This window comes from Bacteroides hominis, from assembly GCF_033042785.2.
Taxonomy (GTDB): Bacteria; Bacteroidota; Bacteroidia; order Bacteroidales; family Bacteroidaceae; genus Bacteroides; species Bacteroides hominis.
In genome coordinates, this window is sequence record NZ_CP178829.1 from 4,034,936 (window position 1) to 4,049,530 (window position 14,595).

Genomic DNA, 14,595 nt, shown 5'->3' on the forward strand with positions numbered 1-14,595 from the left:
TTGCGTTACTTTTTATATCTTTGAAGGCGAACCAAAAACTGAAATATATGAAAATAAAAAAACTTCTGCTTGCCTCTGCCTTACTTTTCTCGGCATATAATGTCTCTGCACAAACCCAGGTTATTGCCCATCGCGGATTCTGGAAAACCGAGGGTTCTGCGCAAAACAGTATCGCCGCCTTGCTAAAAGCCGACTCCATCGGATGCTATGGTTCGGAGTTTGATGTATGGCTGGCAGCCGATGACCAGTTAGTGGTCAACCATGATCCCACATTCAAAGGGAAAAGGATGGAAAACTCACCTTCCACCGCACTGACAGCCATCAAACTGGATAACGGGGAGAGCCTGCCTACCCTTGCCAAATACTTGAAAGCGGCACAACCGCTACACACCCGGTTGATTCTTGAGCTGAAAGCACACACCACTCCCCAACGCGAAACAAAAGCCATCGAAAAAATCGTTGCACTGGTAAAAGATATGGGACTGGAAAACCGGATGGAATACATCACCTTCTCCCTGCATGCCACGAAAGAATTCATCCGCCTGGCTCCGGCAGGAACCCCGGTTTATTATCTGGACGGTAATTTGTCTCCCAAGGAGCTGAAAGAATTAGGATGTGCCGGGCCGGACTATCATTACACAGTATTCCGCAAACATCCCGAATGGATCCGGGAATGCCATGATTTGGGCATGAAAGTGAATGCCTGGACTGTGAACAAGACGGATGACATGAAATGGCTGATCGATCGTAAAGTAGATTTCATCACCACCAATGAACCGGTACAACTGCAAAATCTGTTGAAAAAATAAATCTCCGTATCCAATCATTTTTTTAATTCTCCCTTGAGTGAGTACACGCCCACTCAAGGGAGTTTTTTCAATCCCGACTTCGTGTCTCATAGCTACAAAAACCATTCCGTATCTATTTAAAATGTTACTTTTACGATTCAGCATACCATATTTACAATTTAGCAACTACCGTTTACAATTCAGAAAATAAACTTGAAAAAAAATAAAGCAAACGTTCTATCTTTGAGCAAAAGAAAATATATAACTTTAAAAAATTAGAATCATGAAAAAGTTATCAGTATTACCGGTGTTGCTGTTATTCGTTTGTCTGGGAAATGTACAGGCACAAACAGCAAAAGAAATGACACGTAAACAAAAGAAAGCTGAACAGGAATTACTGGATCAAGCATTATTTGATGAAGCCAAACAGGCAATTACCATGAAAAATTTCATTTTAGAGGCCGACCATGTGATATTTAAGTACGGTACATCGGCCTTCGTTTCTTCGAATACAAATTTTGTAGCAGTAAAAGATGACAAGGCCGTGGTTCAGGTAGCTTTCAACATACCCGTTAGCGGTCCTAACGGTTTGGGTGGTATCACCGTCGAAGGTAGTACCTCCAACTACAAACAGACTACCGACAAAAAAGGAAATATATTCGTATCAATGAGCGTAATGGGAACCGGAATATCCGCACAAGTAAACATTCGCTTGGACAAGGGAAGTAATAATGCGTCGGTAGATATAAGTCCGAACTTCAATTCAAATCGTTTCACACTGACCGGAAGTTTACTTCCTTTGACTAAAGCTAACGTTTTCAAAGGTACATCACTTTAAGGTAAAAAGATTGTTTTCAGGCCATAATCAAGTATTAAAGTAATAATTACATTATCTATAAAAGTGAATTACCGGACGGAATTACGGAATAAGAGAATAACGCCAGTTTCCGCATAGGCATTTGTTTATACTATTTTCCGAGAAACAAGAGGTTGCCCGGAACCATTGTGATATTTTGTGCCTCCTCTTGTTTTTTTTACTAAATTTGTAATATACACATAAAGTCTACAATCAATATGCGACAAAAATACAATCATTTGTTCAATGGCTTGCTATTCTCAGGGTTAGCATCTTTTTCATATCTGTTTCTCGTGCTGTACTCCGACTTGGCTCCGAAGCATTTGGAAGTATTGATTTCTTTTAAGTCGTTCATATTGATACTTGCCGCTTTTAATCTGGTTGGTTTCGGAGTATTGATGATTCACAACTGGCAGAAGCGCAGTTTCCAGTTCCTGGTCAAACGCAAAGATCGATTAATTATTGACTGCATCCTTACTGCGATCATACTGTTTTTGATGAATTATCTGGTCTGGTCAATAGTAAAAGCCATATTTGAGGTTCCCGAACCTTTTATCCTAAAAGGCCGAGGATTAAGAATAATAGCCCTGGTCTGGTTAGTAGAAATGGTGATAACCAATCTAACTTTGACTATCAACTTCTACAGGCAATTGGTTCTTTTGCACGAAAAGGCAGAGCAATTTGAAGAAGCTTCCATAAAAGCCCAATACGTAGCCTTACAGAATCAACTGAATCCGCATTTTCTTTTCAACAGCCTCAATACGCTTATCTCCGAAATAGAATATTCTCCCCGAAACGCCGTTCTATTCACCCAGCGCTTGTCCGACGTATACCGGTATATATTACAAAGCCAGCAACAGCGCTTGGTTACTTTAAAATCGGAATTGTCTTTCATTGATTCCTACATCTTTCTTCATAAAGTTCGTTTAGGAGATTGTATCCGAATCGATAACAAGGTAGAGTTACACAATTACGATTTGAAGTTACCTTCGCTGGCCCTACAGTTATTAGTAGAAAACGTCATTAAACACAACATTATTAATATGGATTATCCGATGAAGATACTGATTGATTACGAACAACAAAGTGGTATGTTGGCGGTAACCAATGAAATTAGAGTAAAGCCCAATGTAGCTACTACGGGAATGGGGCTAAAGAATCTTTCAATCCGCTATCGTCTGATATGCGATAAGAATATCCTCATAGAAAGTAATACTAATTATTTCACCGTTAAAGTTCCCCTATTAAATGAATAAAATTACAGCTGTTATTATTGAAGACGAAATTCCGGCGGCCCGCCGATTGAATAAGATCATAAATGAAATACGTCCCGAATGGCAAGTCACGATATTGCCCGGCAGTGTAGAAAAAAGTGTAGAATGGTTTAATAAGAATCCACATCCGGATATTGTTTTTCTTGACATACAACTGACAGACGGCATTTCATTCACATTTATCGAACAAGCACGTCCGGAGAGCACTATCATCTTTACCACTGCATACGATGAATATGCTATTAGGGCTTTTGCCGTCAATAGCATTGACTATTTACTTAAACCGATAGACAGTGTCCGGCTGGAAGAAGCTATTGCCAAGTTCGAACATCTTACCACCAAATATCTGGTACAGGAGCAAAAGACAACCGATCTAATAGACATTTTACAAAACATAGCCAATCCGTGCAAAAAGTATCGCACCCGTTTTCTTATATCAGGCGAAGATAAACTTTTTACCCTGCAAGTTGAAGATATCGCCTATTTCTATTCTGAAAACAAAATAACTTTTGCCGTTACCAAGCAAAACAGGGAACATATTATCGATCTCTCTCTGGACAGGCTGATGGAACAACTCAATCCGGATATCTTTTTCCGAAGTAGCCGGCAGACAGTGATCAGTATTAACGCTATTGAGCGGATTGAATCGTATTTTCTGGGAAAAGCCATTTTACATGTAAAACCTCCTTTTAAAGATAAGATAATCGTCAGCCGTGATAAAATACCTCAGTTGAAACTTTGGTTAAACTACTAAAAGCATTACATATCTTAGACATTTGAAATTGTTTTATCTCCTCCATCATTGATACAGAGATTTAACTGTATCCAACTTCGGACTCAAATACATATTCTGATACAGTCCGGTTAGCCGCACACAAAAAGAAAGCATTTAAGAAGAAAGAGGTTTCATTCTGTCAGGATGGAGCCTCTTTCCTCTTTTATAAAGATGCCCAATTGATCTAAATCAATTCATCCATCCTATCCCAAAATCCTAAAAGAGACACAGAACAAAATCGCTTCATTACAGTTTATTAAAAATACGCAGCATTCTTATTTCAATTCAGAAGTAAAAACAGGCAGAAATATCAAAAAGTGAAAGATTTCTTAAAATAAATAGATATAAGACATGCTTTTAATAGAAATACAAAACAAAAAGTCATATCTTTGCATAGTAATAAAACAAAAGGATACACCAATCGATTAATACAGATCAAAATGACAAGAACGATTCAATTCACCAAAATGCATGGGGCAGGAAACGATTACATCTATGTAAATACCCTCAGGTTTCCTATCCGCAATCCCGGTAAAACAGCCATCGAATGGAGTGCCTGCCATACGGGGATCGGCAGTGACGGGCTCGTTTTGATCGGTCATTCGGACAAAGCAGATTTCAGCATGCGCATATTCAATGCCGACGGTTCGGAAGCAATGATGTGCGGTAACGCAAGCCGGTGCATCGGCAAGTATCTTTATGAATACGGACTGACCTCAAAAAACATCATCACCTTGGAAACCCTCTCGGGTATCAAAGTGCTGAAACTGCACCTTGAAGCCCAAACGGTAAAAGCCGTAACGGTTGATATGGGTGTACCACTGGAAACCGGAACAATAGATTTCGACAACAAATTTCCATTCGTCTCCACGCAAGTATCGATGGGGAATCCGCACCTCGTCACCTTCGTGGACGATATCCGGAGTATAGACCTTCCGGAGATCGGCCCGAAGCTGGAAAGACATCCGCTTTTCCCCGACCGTACGAACGTGGAGTTTGCACAGATAACAGGAGAAAACAAGATCCGTATGCGGGTGTGGGAAAGGGGATCGGGCATTACACAGGCCTGCGGGACAGGCGCCTGTGCAACAGCCGTAGCGGCCCATCTCACCGGACGGACGGGACGAACCGTAGATATCGTGATGGACGGAGGCACACTGACCATAGAGTGGGACGAAGCAACAAACCATGTATACATGACCGGACCGGCAGTTAAAGTATTCGACGGAACAATAGAACTAAGAGAATAGTTAATGGATTTCAGGTATCAGTCCATTTGATAAGGTATAAAGATTTAGTTTTCAGGAATAACATTTCAAACTTAAAACAAGAACAATATGGCATTAGTAAACGAACATTTTTTGAAATTACCGGGAAGCTACTTGTTCTCGGACATAGCGAAGAAAGTCAATACTTTTAAAATAACACACCCGAAGCAGGACATCATCCGGCTGGGGATCGGCGATGTGACCCGTCCCCTTCCGAATGCCTGCATCGAGGCCATGCACAAGGCAGTCGAAGAGATGACGTCTACCGAAACCTTTCGCGGATACGGTCCCGAACAAGGATACGATTTCCTGATCGAAGCCATCATCAAGAACGATTATGCTCCACGGGGTATCCATCTTTCGCCTACGGAAGTATTTATCAACGACGGCGCCAAAAGTGATACGGGTAATATCGGAGACATTCTCCGTCATGACAACAGCGTAGGGGTCACAGATCCCATTTATCCGGTTTATATCGACAGCAATGTGATGTGCGGACGTGCCGGAGTGCTGGATACCGAAAGTGGCAAATGGAGCAACGTCACTTATATGCCTTGCACCGCCGAAAATCATTTCATCCCGGCCATTCCGGAGAAACGCATCGACATCGTCTACCTCTGTTATCCCAATAATCCCACCGGTACAACGCTGACAAAAGCCGAACTGAAGAAATGGGTGGATTACGCACTGGCTAATGATACCCTGATCCTGTTTGACGCAGCTTACGAGGCCTACATTCGGGAACCGGATATCCCCCACTCCATCTACGAAATCAAAGGAGCCAAGAAATGCGCCATCGAATTCCGCAGCTTCTCGAAAACAGCAGGTTTCACCGGAATACGCTGCGGATATACCGTTGTGCCGAAAGAGCTGACGGCAGCCACACTCGAGGGAGAACGTATCCCCCTGAACCGGATGTGGAACCGCCGCCAATGCACCAAGTTCAACGGAACGTCTTATATCACCCAACGTGCCGCAGAGGCGGTTTATAGCCCCGAAGGGAAAGAACAGATACAGGAAACGATCAATTATTATATGACAAACGCCCGCATCATGAAAGAAGGACTGGAATCCACCGGACTGAAAGTATACGGAGGAGTAAACGCACCTTATTTGTGGGTAAAGACTCCCAATGGAACCAGTTCGTGGCGTTTCTTCGACCAGATGTTGTACGAAGCCAATGTAGTGGGAACTCCGGGAGTCGGTTTCGGCCCCAGCGGAGAAGGTTACATCCGCCTGACGGCATTCGGCGAACGAAACGATTGCATCGAGGCAATGCGGCGCATCAAGAACTGGCTGTAAAGCTTTCATGTGATACGGGTAACATGAATACAAAGCAGAGATGAATACGGTTTCACCACAGATTGACGCGGATTAAAGAATTATTCCGTTGATGATTAAGATTTAAAAATCTGTGGAAATCCGTGTAATCTGTGGTGAATCAAAACCCAAACAGTTTATAAATAATTCAATCATTATGTCAAAACTCAGATTCAGAGTCGTAGAAACGGCCTTTAAGAAAAAAGCCGTAGAAGTGGCAACTCCCACCGAACGCCCGTCGGAATACTTCGGGATGTACGTTTTCAACAAGGAAAAGATGTTTAAGTACCTGCCAAGCCATGTGTTCAGCAAACTCACCGATGTGATTGACAACGGTGCACAACTGGATCGCAGTATCGCCGACGAGGTTGCAGCCGGTATGAAGAAATGGGCCATCGAGATGGGGGCCACACACTATACCCATTGGTTTGCTCCACTGACCGAAGGCACTGCCGAAAAGCACGACGCTTTTGTAGAACATGATGGAAAAGGGGGGATGATGGAAGAATTCACCGGAAAACTGCTGGTTCAACAGGAACCGGATGCCTCGTCTTTCCCGAACGGAGGTATCCGCAACACTTTCGAAGCTCGTGGTTACAGTGCATGGGATCCCTCCTCACCTGCTTTCATTGTAGACGATACGCTGTGCATACCGACTATCTTCATCGCCTATACAGGTGAATCGCTCGATTACAAAGCACCGTTACTGAAAGCGCTGAGGGCAGTAGACAAAGCTGCTGTAGCCGTTTGCCGTTACTTCAATCCGGATGTAAAAAAAGTATATGCCTACCTGGGATGGGAACAAGAGTACTTCCTGGTAGACGAAGGCTTATACGCCGCCCGTCCGGACCTGCTGCTGACCGGACGTACCCTGATGGGGCATGACAGCGCCAAGAACCAACAGCTCGAAGACCATTACTTTGGTGCCATCCCCACCCGCGTAGCCGCTTTCATGAAAGATCTGGAAGTGGAAGCATTGAAACTGGGCATCCCCGTAAAAACACGCCACAACGAAGTAGCGCCCAATCAGTTTGAGCTGGCCCCTATCTTCGAAGAGTGCAACCTGGCCAATGACCACAACCTGCTGATCATGTCCCTGATGCGCAAAGTTAGCCGCCGCCACGGCTTCCGTGTACTGCTCCACGAAAAACCGTTCAAAGGTGTCAACGGATCGGGCAAACACAACAACTGGTCGCTGGGCACGGACACCGGCATCCTGCTGATGGCTCCGGGCAAGACTCCGGAAGATAACCTGCGTTTCGTAACATTCGTCGTCAATACACTGATGGCTGTTTATCACCATAACGGACTTCTGAAAGCATCCATCTCCAGTGCCACCAATGCACACCGGCTGGGAGCCAACGAAGCGCCTCCCGCCATCATCTCCTCTTTCCTGGGCAAGCAGCTTTCACAAGTGTTGGAACACATTGAAGAAAGTACGAAAGATGACCTGATCAGCCTGAGCGGCAAACAGGGCATGAAGCTGGACATCCCACAGATACCCGAATTGCTGATTGACAATACGGACCGGAACCGTACTTCACCTTTCGCATTCACCGGAAACCGTTTCGAATTCCGTGCCGTAGGGTCCGAAGCCAACTGTGCCAGCGCAATGATAGCCCTGAACGCGGCTGTCGCCGACCAGTTGAAACGGTTTAAGAAAGATGTAGACAAGCAGATTGAGAAGGGAGAGCCCAAGATTTCGGCCATTCTCGACGTGATCCGGAAATATATCAAGGAATGCAAAGCCATTCATTTCGACGGCAACGGATACAGCGACGAATGGAAAAAAGAAGCCGCCCGTCGCGGTCTGGATTGTGAAACAAGCGTTCCTGTCATCTTCGACAACTATCTGCGCCCCGAAACGATAGCCATGTTCGAAGCTGTGGGCGTGATGAACCGGAAAGAACTGAAGGCCCGCAACGAAGTGAAATGGGAAACTTATACCAAGAAAATCCAGATTGAAGCCCGCGTATTGGGTGATCTGGCCATGAACCATATCATCCCTGTTGCTACACAGTACCAGACAGACCTGATAGATAATGTATATAAAATGAAATCCCTCTTTCCGGAAGAGAAAGCAGCCCGACTTTCTGCCAAGAACCTGGAACTGATTGAAGAGATTGCCGACCGTACCGCTTTCATCAAGGAACATGTAGACGCAATGATCGAAGCCCGCAAAGTGGCAAATAAGATAGAAAGTGAACGCGAAAAAGCCATTGCTTACCACGACACCATCGTGCCGGCTCTGGAAGAGATTCGTTACCACATCGACAAACTGGAACTGATTGTCGACAACCAGATGTGGACACTGCCTAAATACAGAGAGTTGTTATTTATAAGATAAACAGTCTTAAGAGAGTGTGTTGAAACTCACCACAGAGGACGCAGAGTAACATAGAGTAAATTTTAAACCATTGATTATCAATGTTGATAATCTGTGAGAATCGGTGTAATCTGTGGTGAAAAGTTTTTGGCACATCCCCTTTCAGAAACCTATTTCTTTTGTTGGTTGTTTTAAGTTTGCAGGGGGAGGATTGCCGTGAGGCAACCCTCTCTTCTTTTATTCAATGATCTCCGCGTCCTCTATCTCTCCTTTCACCGGAGTTTTAGGACGGCGACGGGCAAACTTGAACCAGTTGATCAGTTCGGAAATGGCATAAACCAAGCTGCTGATACCGATAATCATGAAAGCCGTGTTGCGTGCTCCGGTAGGATTGAACAGGGCTACGACACCCGCTATCAGGATCAGGGCCGGTATCACATAAAAGCCGCCCGGCACAGGCATCCAGCGACGTGCCATCGAAAGGGATGCAATCTGTTGTACGCCTCCCATAATCAGGATAAAGCCCAGCAGGAACATCAGTACATCGGCAAAGAAGCCCGGCATCGTAACCAGCCAGAGTCCGAAGAGCAGACTTCCAACCCCCTCGATAGGGAAACGGCGGGACACACCCGGTTCGGGTTTGGTACCGAAATAACCAATCAGCACAATAAATCCCGGAATCAGGAACAATATGCCAATGGTTATGACAATATAATTAATTGCCGCGTCCGGCCAGAGCACCAACACCAGGCCGATGACAAGCGCACAAATAGTGCGGATAAGAGAATAATTCATTGATTTCATATCTTACATTTTTTTAACGGGGTATCCCGCATACTTTCTGCGAATATACGTGTTTCTGTCTACATATAAAAAGAACAAATGATTTTTGTAATAAGTTCATAGCAAGAATGTAATATCTATTACATCGCAGAAGCATACTTTTGCAAAAAAATAAGTAAACTCTTATCCGAATGAAATCAGACGAAGCGAGACGTAAAAAGCTTTATGTAGAACGGGACATCAGTTGGATGTACTTTAATCAACGCATTTTGCTTGAAGCTGCCCGCCCGGAAGTTCCCTTACTGGAGCAACTTACTTTCCTGGGCATTTACTCAAACAACTTAGACGAGTTTTTCCGTGTTCGTGTGGCTACATTGAACCGTATTGTGGAGTATGGCGACAAAAATATCCGCGAAGAACGTGATACGGCCGCACGCACACTGAAGCAGATCGGCAAGCTGCACAATCAGTACTACCGGCAATTTGAAGAAACGTTCGCTTCGATCATGGAAAAGTTAAAACAAGAAAACATCCATGTCATCAAAGACACCGAACTCACACCGGAACAAGAGCTCTTCATCACTTCACTCTACCGGAACCGGTTGAACGGTTCTACCAACCCGCTCTTTCTCAATAAAACCTCCCGCCAACCGGACGACCAGACCGACGAAGACATCTACCTGGCCATCCGCCTGCAACGCAAAGACGGCGAGGGAAAAGTGAAAGTAAGAGATTATGCCGTCATCGAACTTCCCACCAACGAGTTCGGACGTTTCATCCGTCTGCCGGATTCGGACGGTAAAACGTATCTGATGTTCCTGGATGACGTCATCCGCTACTGCCTGCCGATGATCTTCATAGGTATGAACTATACGGATTATGAAGCCTATACCTTCAAATTCACCAAAGATGCCGAAATGGAGATAGACAGCGACTTGCGTACGGGTGTACTTCAAAAGATATCAAAAGGGGTGAAAAGCCGGAAGCGTGGTGAACCGATCCGTTTCGTCTATGACCAACAGATGCCGAAAGACCTGCTGCGAAAGCTGACCGACCGCCTCAACGTAGACAAAAACGACACCCGTGTAGCCGGCGGACGTTATCATAACTTCAAAGACCTGATGAAGTTCCCCGACTGCGGGCGCACTGACCTGAAATACCCTGCCTGGCCTCCCGTCTTCAAGCAGGAGCTGAACGGTGAGGAAAGTATCCTGAAACTGATCCGGAAGCAAGACCGCTCGCTGCATTACCCCTATCAATCGTTCGACACGGTGATACGCGTACTGCGTGAAGCGGCCATCAGCAAAGAGGTGAGAAGCATCAAGATGACCCTCTATCGCCTGGCCAAAGATTCGAAGGTAGTGAAAGCCTTGATCTGTGCGGCACAAAACGGGAAAAAGGTGACCGTCATCATCGAGTTGCTTGCCCGCTTCGACGAAGCCTCCAACATCAATTGGAGCAAACGTATGCAGGATGCCGGAATCAAAGTGATCTTCGGAGTGGAAGGACTGAAGATTCACTCCAAACTGATACATATCGGAACACGGTTCGGTGACCTGGCTTGTATCAGCACCGGAAACTTTCACGAAGGAAACGCACGGATGTACACCGATTTCACTATCATGACCGCACACCGGTCCATCGTACGCGAGGTCAACTCGGTATTCGATTTTATCGAGAAGCCGTATCTTCCCGCCAACTTCAAAGAACTGCTCGTGTCACCCAACGATATGCGCAAACGGCTGATAGCACTGATCAACAAGGAAATCAAAAACAAGCAACAAGGAAAAGAGGCCTACATCCTTGCCAAAGTGAACCACATCACCGACCGGGCGCTGGTACAGAAACTCTACGAGGCTTCAACAGCCGGCGTACAGATAGACCTGGTGGTCCGGGGCAACTGTTCACTGGTGACCGGTGTGCCCCGAATCAGCGACAACATCCGGATCAACGGTATCATTGACCGTTACCTGGAACATCCGCGCATCTTTATCTTTGCCAACGGAGGAGAAGAGAAATATTATATAGGATCGGCGGACTGGATGCCCCGCAACCTGGACAACCGCATCGAAGTGCTCACACCCGTATACAATAAAGCGATACAGGATGAACTGAAAAAAGTGGTCTGCTACGGACTCCGCGATACGGCCAAAGGACGCATCGTAAACGGCAGTGGCGAAAACAAGACATGGGAGGAAAGCGGTGTCCCTTTCCGCTCTCAGGAAGAATTATACAAATACTATAAAGAATCAGAATGAAGAAAGTAAACTATGCCGCCATCGACATTGGTTCCAATGCCGTGCGGTTATTGATAAAGAGTGTAAACGAGGAAGGATCGCCCGAAGGATTATTGAGCAAAGTTCAACTGATACGTATCCCCCTCAGGTTAGGTGAAGACGCTTTTACCACCGGAGAAATATCAGAAGAAAAAGCCGGGAAACTGATCCGGCTGATGAAAGCCTACAAGCAACTGATGAAGATATTCGAAGTGTCAGATTACCGCGCCTGTGCCACCTCGGCCATGCGTGATGCCCGCAACGGGAAAGCAATCACACGCAGAATAGAAAAGAAAACCGGTATCCGCGTCGAAATCATCGACGGGCAGGAAGAGGCGCATATCGTATACGATAACCACATCGAACAGCTTTTTGCTTCGGGACAGAACTACCTGTACGTTGACGTCGGTGGTGGTAGCACGGAAATCAACCTGATCTGCGACGCAGAACTCAAAAGCTCACGTTCCTATAATATCGGTACCGTGCGTATGCTCAGCGGCATGGTAAAGAACGAAGAAAAAGAACAGATGCGCTCCGACCTTCAGGCACTGGCTGCCGAATATTCCTCCATCCAGATCATCGGATCGGGAGGCAATATCAATAAACTTTTCCGCCTGGCGGACAAAAAGGACAAAAAACAATCTTTCCTTCCCGTCGAGTCGTTACAGGAAATCTGCGAAACCCTGAAGCCCCTCTCTAAAGAAGAACGGATCAAACGGTTCAAACTGAAGCCTGACCGGGCAGATGTAATTGTCCCGGCAGCGGAAATCTTTCTGGAAGTGGCAAAACAGGTGAACGCAACCGGTATCACAGTCCCGACCATCGGGCTATCAGACGGTATCATCGACAGCCTTTATACCAAAAACATGCGGACGGAAAACGATGAACGATGAACGGAGACTCACCACAGAGGACACAGAGTACACAGAGTACACAGAGTACACAGAGAAAAGATTATAGAGATGGATCATCCGTACTTAGCATATCTGTGCCCTCTGTGTACTCTGTGGTGAATACAAGACTAAAGTGCGCTCTTCAGGATTTCCTTCGCAACAGCTCCGGTCACATTTTCGTTCTCGCCATATTTCACACCCCGTTCATTGAAACGGCGTTCTATTTCATCAATCGTCTCCATGCCGATGCCCTCCTCACTCAGGCGGGTAGTCAGCCCTAATGAACGGAAAAACTCCTCTGTGCGGCGGATCGTTTCATCGATACGTTCGTCACGGGTCCCGGAAGTAATGCCGAGTACCCTCTCGCCATATTGCAGAATCTTATCACCTTTCACCTTGCGAAGCACACGCAGAGTAGCGGGGAATACGATGACCAGTGTATGTCCGTGTGTCAGTCCATGAAGTGCGGTCAGTTCGTGCCCGATCATGTGCGTAGCCCAGTCCTGAGATACTCCCATAGCGATAAAGCCGTTCAGTGCCATCGTTGCCGACAGCATAAAATCGGCCATCAGCTGATAATCGTGCTGATTCTCACGGATCTTCGGAGCTATCTCCATCAAAGTTTGCAGGATGCCTTCCGCCCAGCGGTCCATCACCCTACTCTGTCCCGGAGTTGTCATGTATTGCTCCATCACATGTACAAACGTATCAGCAATACCGCAGGCCACCTGATGGGGCGGCAGTGTAAACGTCACTTCCGGATCGAGAATGGAGAACAAGGGATAATTGGAATAGAAAGGATATTTCTCTTTGGTTTCATGACGCGAAATCACGGCTCCGCTGTTCATTTCCGATCCCGTGGCAGGCAGAGTGAGGACAGTAGCAAGAGGAACGGTATTTGTCACCAGACGTCCGGCAAGCACCAGATCCCACGCATCCCCGTCGTACAACAGTCCGGCAGAAATCAGCTTCGTGCCATCGATGACCGATCCGCCTCCCACAGCCAGCAGATAGTCCACCTTCTCCTCTTTTCCAAGGGCAATGGCTTTACGTAAAGTCTCAATGGAAGGATTAGGCTCAATGCCCCAGAACTCTACAGTGAAATGATTCTTCAGGGCTTCTTTCACTTGGTCGTATACACCGTTTTTTTTCACGCTACCGCCACCGAAGGTAATCATCACCCGCTTGTCTGCCGGTATCTCTTTACTCAACCGGGCAATCATCCCGTGTCCCATGATCAGCTTCACGGGATTCTGAAAAATAAAATTATCCATAGGTTATCAGTTTATATCATCATTTATACGATATTCAATCAGATACAAAAATAATCGCTTCTTTCCGGAAAACAAAAAGATTTGCAGGGGAATCATGCGGAAAAAAACACTTAAGTGTTTCTCAGGAAAGACTTAAGTGTTTCCGGCAAAAGACTTAAACGTTTTCGGAAAACGTCTAAGCGTTTCGCTGAAAAGACTTAAGTGTTTAGGACGAAAAATACAAGTCTTTAGTTTACAGGCAGCCAAGCGTTGATGTCCTCGGCTACAAAAAGCCAGTAAAGCAGCAACAGGATGAATATGACAACGGCAATCGCAATTAAAACTTTTCTTTGTTTCATAATGTTTGGTTTCTGTTTTTAAATAATTTATATCTGAAGAAACAATATAAATAACAAAATGTTTAAAAAGGACTTCTATTTCGAGCATTCACCAATTCTTTCTTACACTCAATGTATATATAATATACATCGGTTAGGTCCAAAGGTCCAAGGTCCATTCTATGGGATGCCACCATTGAAAAACAAAAAGAAATTTCCATATATAATATTAAAAATCAAACAATTACGAATAATCGCCTTTAATAGTAGTGGACACAAAAGGAGACAATGCACAACTCTAAAACATACATAAATAACACACATATACAATATAATATATTTTACATTATCTCCAAAATGCGCTAAAGAGCAAAAGATTTTTAGAAAGTACTTTTTAACAACAAACACAACCTTTTCCCACAGGATGGGCATCCCATAGAATGGA

11 protein-coding genes are annotated in these 14,595 nt (G+C 45.3%); 9 read left to right on the plus strand and 2 right to left on the minus strand.

The annotated features are described in order from the left end of the window. Nucleotides 1–47: 47 nt before the first annotated feature. The 7 genes from R3O62_RS16990 (at nucleotide 48) to R3O62_RS17020 (ending at nucleotide 8,628) form a co-directional block, all read left to right on the plus strand. A complete protein-coding gene (locus R3O62_RS16990) occupies nucleotides 48–809 on the plus strand; it encodes a glycerophosphodiester phosphodiesterase family protein (protein ID WP_065739726.1) in 762 nt (253 codons plus the stop codon). Between the two features lie 262 nt (nucleotides 810–1,071). Then, nucleotides 1,072–1,626, plus strand: a complete 555-nt coding sequence (locus tag R3O62_RS16995) for a DUF4251 domain-containing protein (RefSeq protein ID WP_022012619.1) — start codon at nucleotides 1,072–1,074, stop codon at nucleotides 1,624–1,626. A 236-nt stretch (nucleotides 1,627–1,862) separates the two neighbouring features. Then, complete coding sequence (locus R3O62_RS17000; protein ID WP_005778311.1) at nucleotides 1,863–2,900, plus strand: sensor histidine kinase; 1,038 nt, start codon at nucleotides 1,863–1,865, stop codon at nucleotides 2,898–2,900. Continuing rightward, nucleotides 2,893–3,672 (plus strand): LytR/AlgR family response regulator transcription factor, encoded by a 780-nt coding sequence (locus R3O62_RS17005; RefSeq protein ID WP_022012618.1) that lies wholly within the window; start codon nucleotides 2,893–2,895, stop codon nucleotides 3,670–3,672. Before R3O62_RS17000 ends, R3O62_RS17005 begins: the two co-directional genes overlap by 8 nt. 461 nt (nucleotides 3,673–4,133) lie before the next feature. Next, nucleotides 4,134–4,943, plus strand: a complete 810-nt coding sequence (dapF, locus tag R3O62_RS17010; protein WP_005806608.1) for a diaminopimelate epimerase — start codon at nucleotides 4,134–4,136, stop codon at nucleotides 4,941–4,943. An 87-nt stretch (nucleotides 4,944–5,030) separates the two neighbouring features. After that, complete coding sequence (locus R3O62_RS17015; RefSeq protein WP_005778316.1) at nucleotides 5,031–6,263, plus strand: LL-diaminopimelate aminotransferase; 1,233 nt, start codon at nucleotides 5,031–5,033, stop codon at nucleotides 6,261–6,263. 175 nt (nucleotides 6,264–6,438) lie between these two features. After that, a complete protein-coding gene (locus R3O62_RS17020) occupies nucleotides 6,439–8,628 on the plus strand; it encodes a glutamine synthetase III (RefSeq protein WP_217737478.1) in 2,190 nt (729 codons plus the stop codon). A gap of 216 nt (nucleotides 8,629–8,844) precedes the next feature. Here the strand turns inward: R3O62_RS17020 and R3O62_RS17025 are convergent, their stop codons facing one another. Next, nucleotides 8,845–9,411: an HdeD family acid-resistance protein gene (locus R3O62_RS17025; protein WP_005778321.1), complete on the minus strand. Its 567-nt coding sequence runs from the start codon at nucleotides 9,409–9,411 to the stop codon at nucleotides 8,845–8,847. Nucleotides 9,412–9,581: 170 nt separating this feature from the next. On the opposite strand from R3O62_RS17025, the gene R3O62_RS17030 reads away from it, so the two are divergent. Together R3O62_RS17030 and R3O62_RS17035 are read left to right on the plus strand one after the other, a co-directional pair. Next, nucleotides 9,582–11,648, plus strand: coding sequence for an RNA degradosome polyphosphate kinase (locus tag R3O62_RS17030; protein ID WP_234072650.1), 2,067 nt, complete (start codon nucleotides 9,582–9,584; stop codon nucleotides 11,646–11,648). After that, the gene (locus R3O62_RS17035; protein WP_122330253.1) at nucleotides 11,645–12,559 is read left to right on the plus strand and encodes a Ppx/GppA family phosphatase; all 915 of its coding nucleotides are present in this window, start codon (nucleotides 11,645–11,647) and stop codon (nucleotides 12,557–12,559) included. The genes R3O62_RS17030 and R3O62_RS17035 overlap by 4 nt, the downstream gene beginning before the upstream one ends. Before the next feature lie 128 nt (nucleotides 12,560–12,687). On the opposite strand, the gene R3O62_RS17040 is transcribed toward R3O62_RS17035, so the two are convergent. Then, nucleotides 12,688–13,833: an iron-containing alcohol dehydrogenase gene (locus R3O62_RS17040; RefSeq protein WP_186992676.1), complete on the minus strand. Its 1,146-nt coding sequence runs from the start codon at nucleotides 13,831–13,833 to the stop codon at nucleotides 12,688–12,690. Nucleotides 13,834–14,595: the final 762 nt, after the last annotated feature.

What these genes read in the sequence shown, in the direction of transcription:
- R3O62_RS16990 (WP_065739726.1), top strand. Translation starts at nt 48, where the DNA reads ATGAAAATAAAAAAACTTCTGCTTGCCTCTGCCTTACTTTTCTCGGCA.
- R3O62_RS16995 (WP_022012619.1), top strand. Translation starts at nt 1,072, where the DNA reads ATGAAAAAGTTATCAGTATTACCGGTGTTGCTGTTATTCGTTTGTCTG.
- R3O62_RS17000 (WP_005778311.1), top strand. Translation starts at nt 1,863, where the DNA reads ATGCGACAAAAATACAATCATTTGTTCAATGGCTTGCTATTCTCAGGG.
- R3O62_RS17005 (WP_022012618.1), top strand. Translation starts at nt 2,893, where the DNA reads ATGAATAAAATTACAGCTGTTATTATTGAAGACGAAATTCCGGCGGCC.
- dapF (WP_005806608.1), top strand. Translation starts at nt 4,134, where the DNA reads ATGACAAGAACGATTCAATTCACCAAAATGCATGGGGCAGGAAACGAT.
- R3O62_RS17015 (WP_005778316.1), top strand. Translation starts at nt 5,031, where the DNA reads ATGGCATTAGTAAACGAACATTTTTTGAAATTACCGGGAAGCTACTTG.
- R3O62_RS17020 (WP_217737478.1), top strand. Translation starts at nt 6,439, where the DNA reads ATGTCAAAACTCAGATTCAGAGTCGTAGAAACGGCCTTTAAGAAAAAA.
- R3O62_RS17025 (WP_005778321.1), bottom strand. Translation starts at nt 9,411, where the DNA reads ATGAAATCAATGAATTATTCTCTTATCCGCACTATTTGTGCGCTTGTC.
- R3O62_RS17030 (WP_234072650.1), top strand. Translation starts at nt 9,582, where the DNA reads ATGAAATCAGACGAAGCGAGACGTAAAAAGCTTTATGTAGAACGGGAC.
- R3O62_RS17035 (WP_122330253.1), top strand. Translation starts at nt 11,645, where the DNA reads ATGAAGAAAGTAAACTATGCCGCCATCGACATTGGTTCCAATGCCGTG.
- R3O62_RS17040 (WP_186992676.1), bottom strand. Translation starts at nt 13,833, where the DNA reads ATGGATAATTTTATTTTTCAGAATCCCGTGAAGCTGATCATGGGACAC.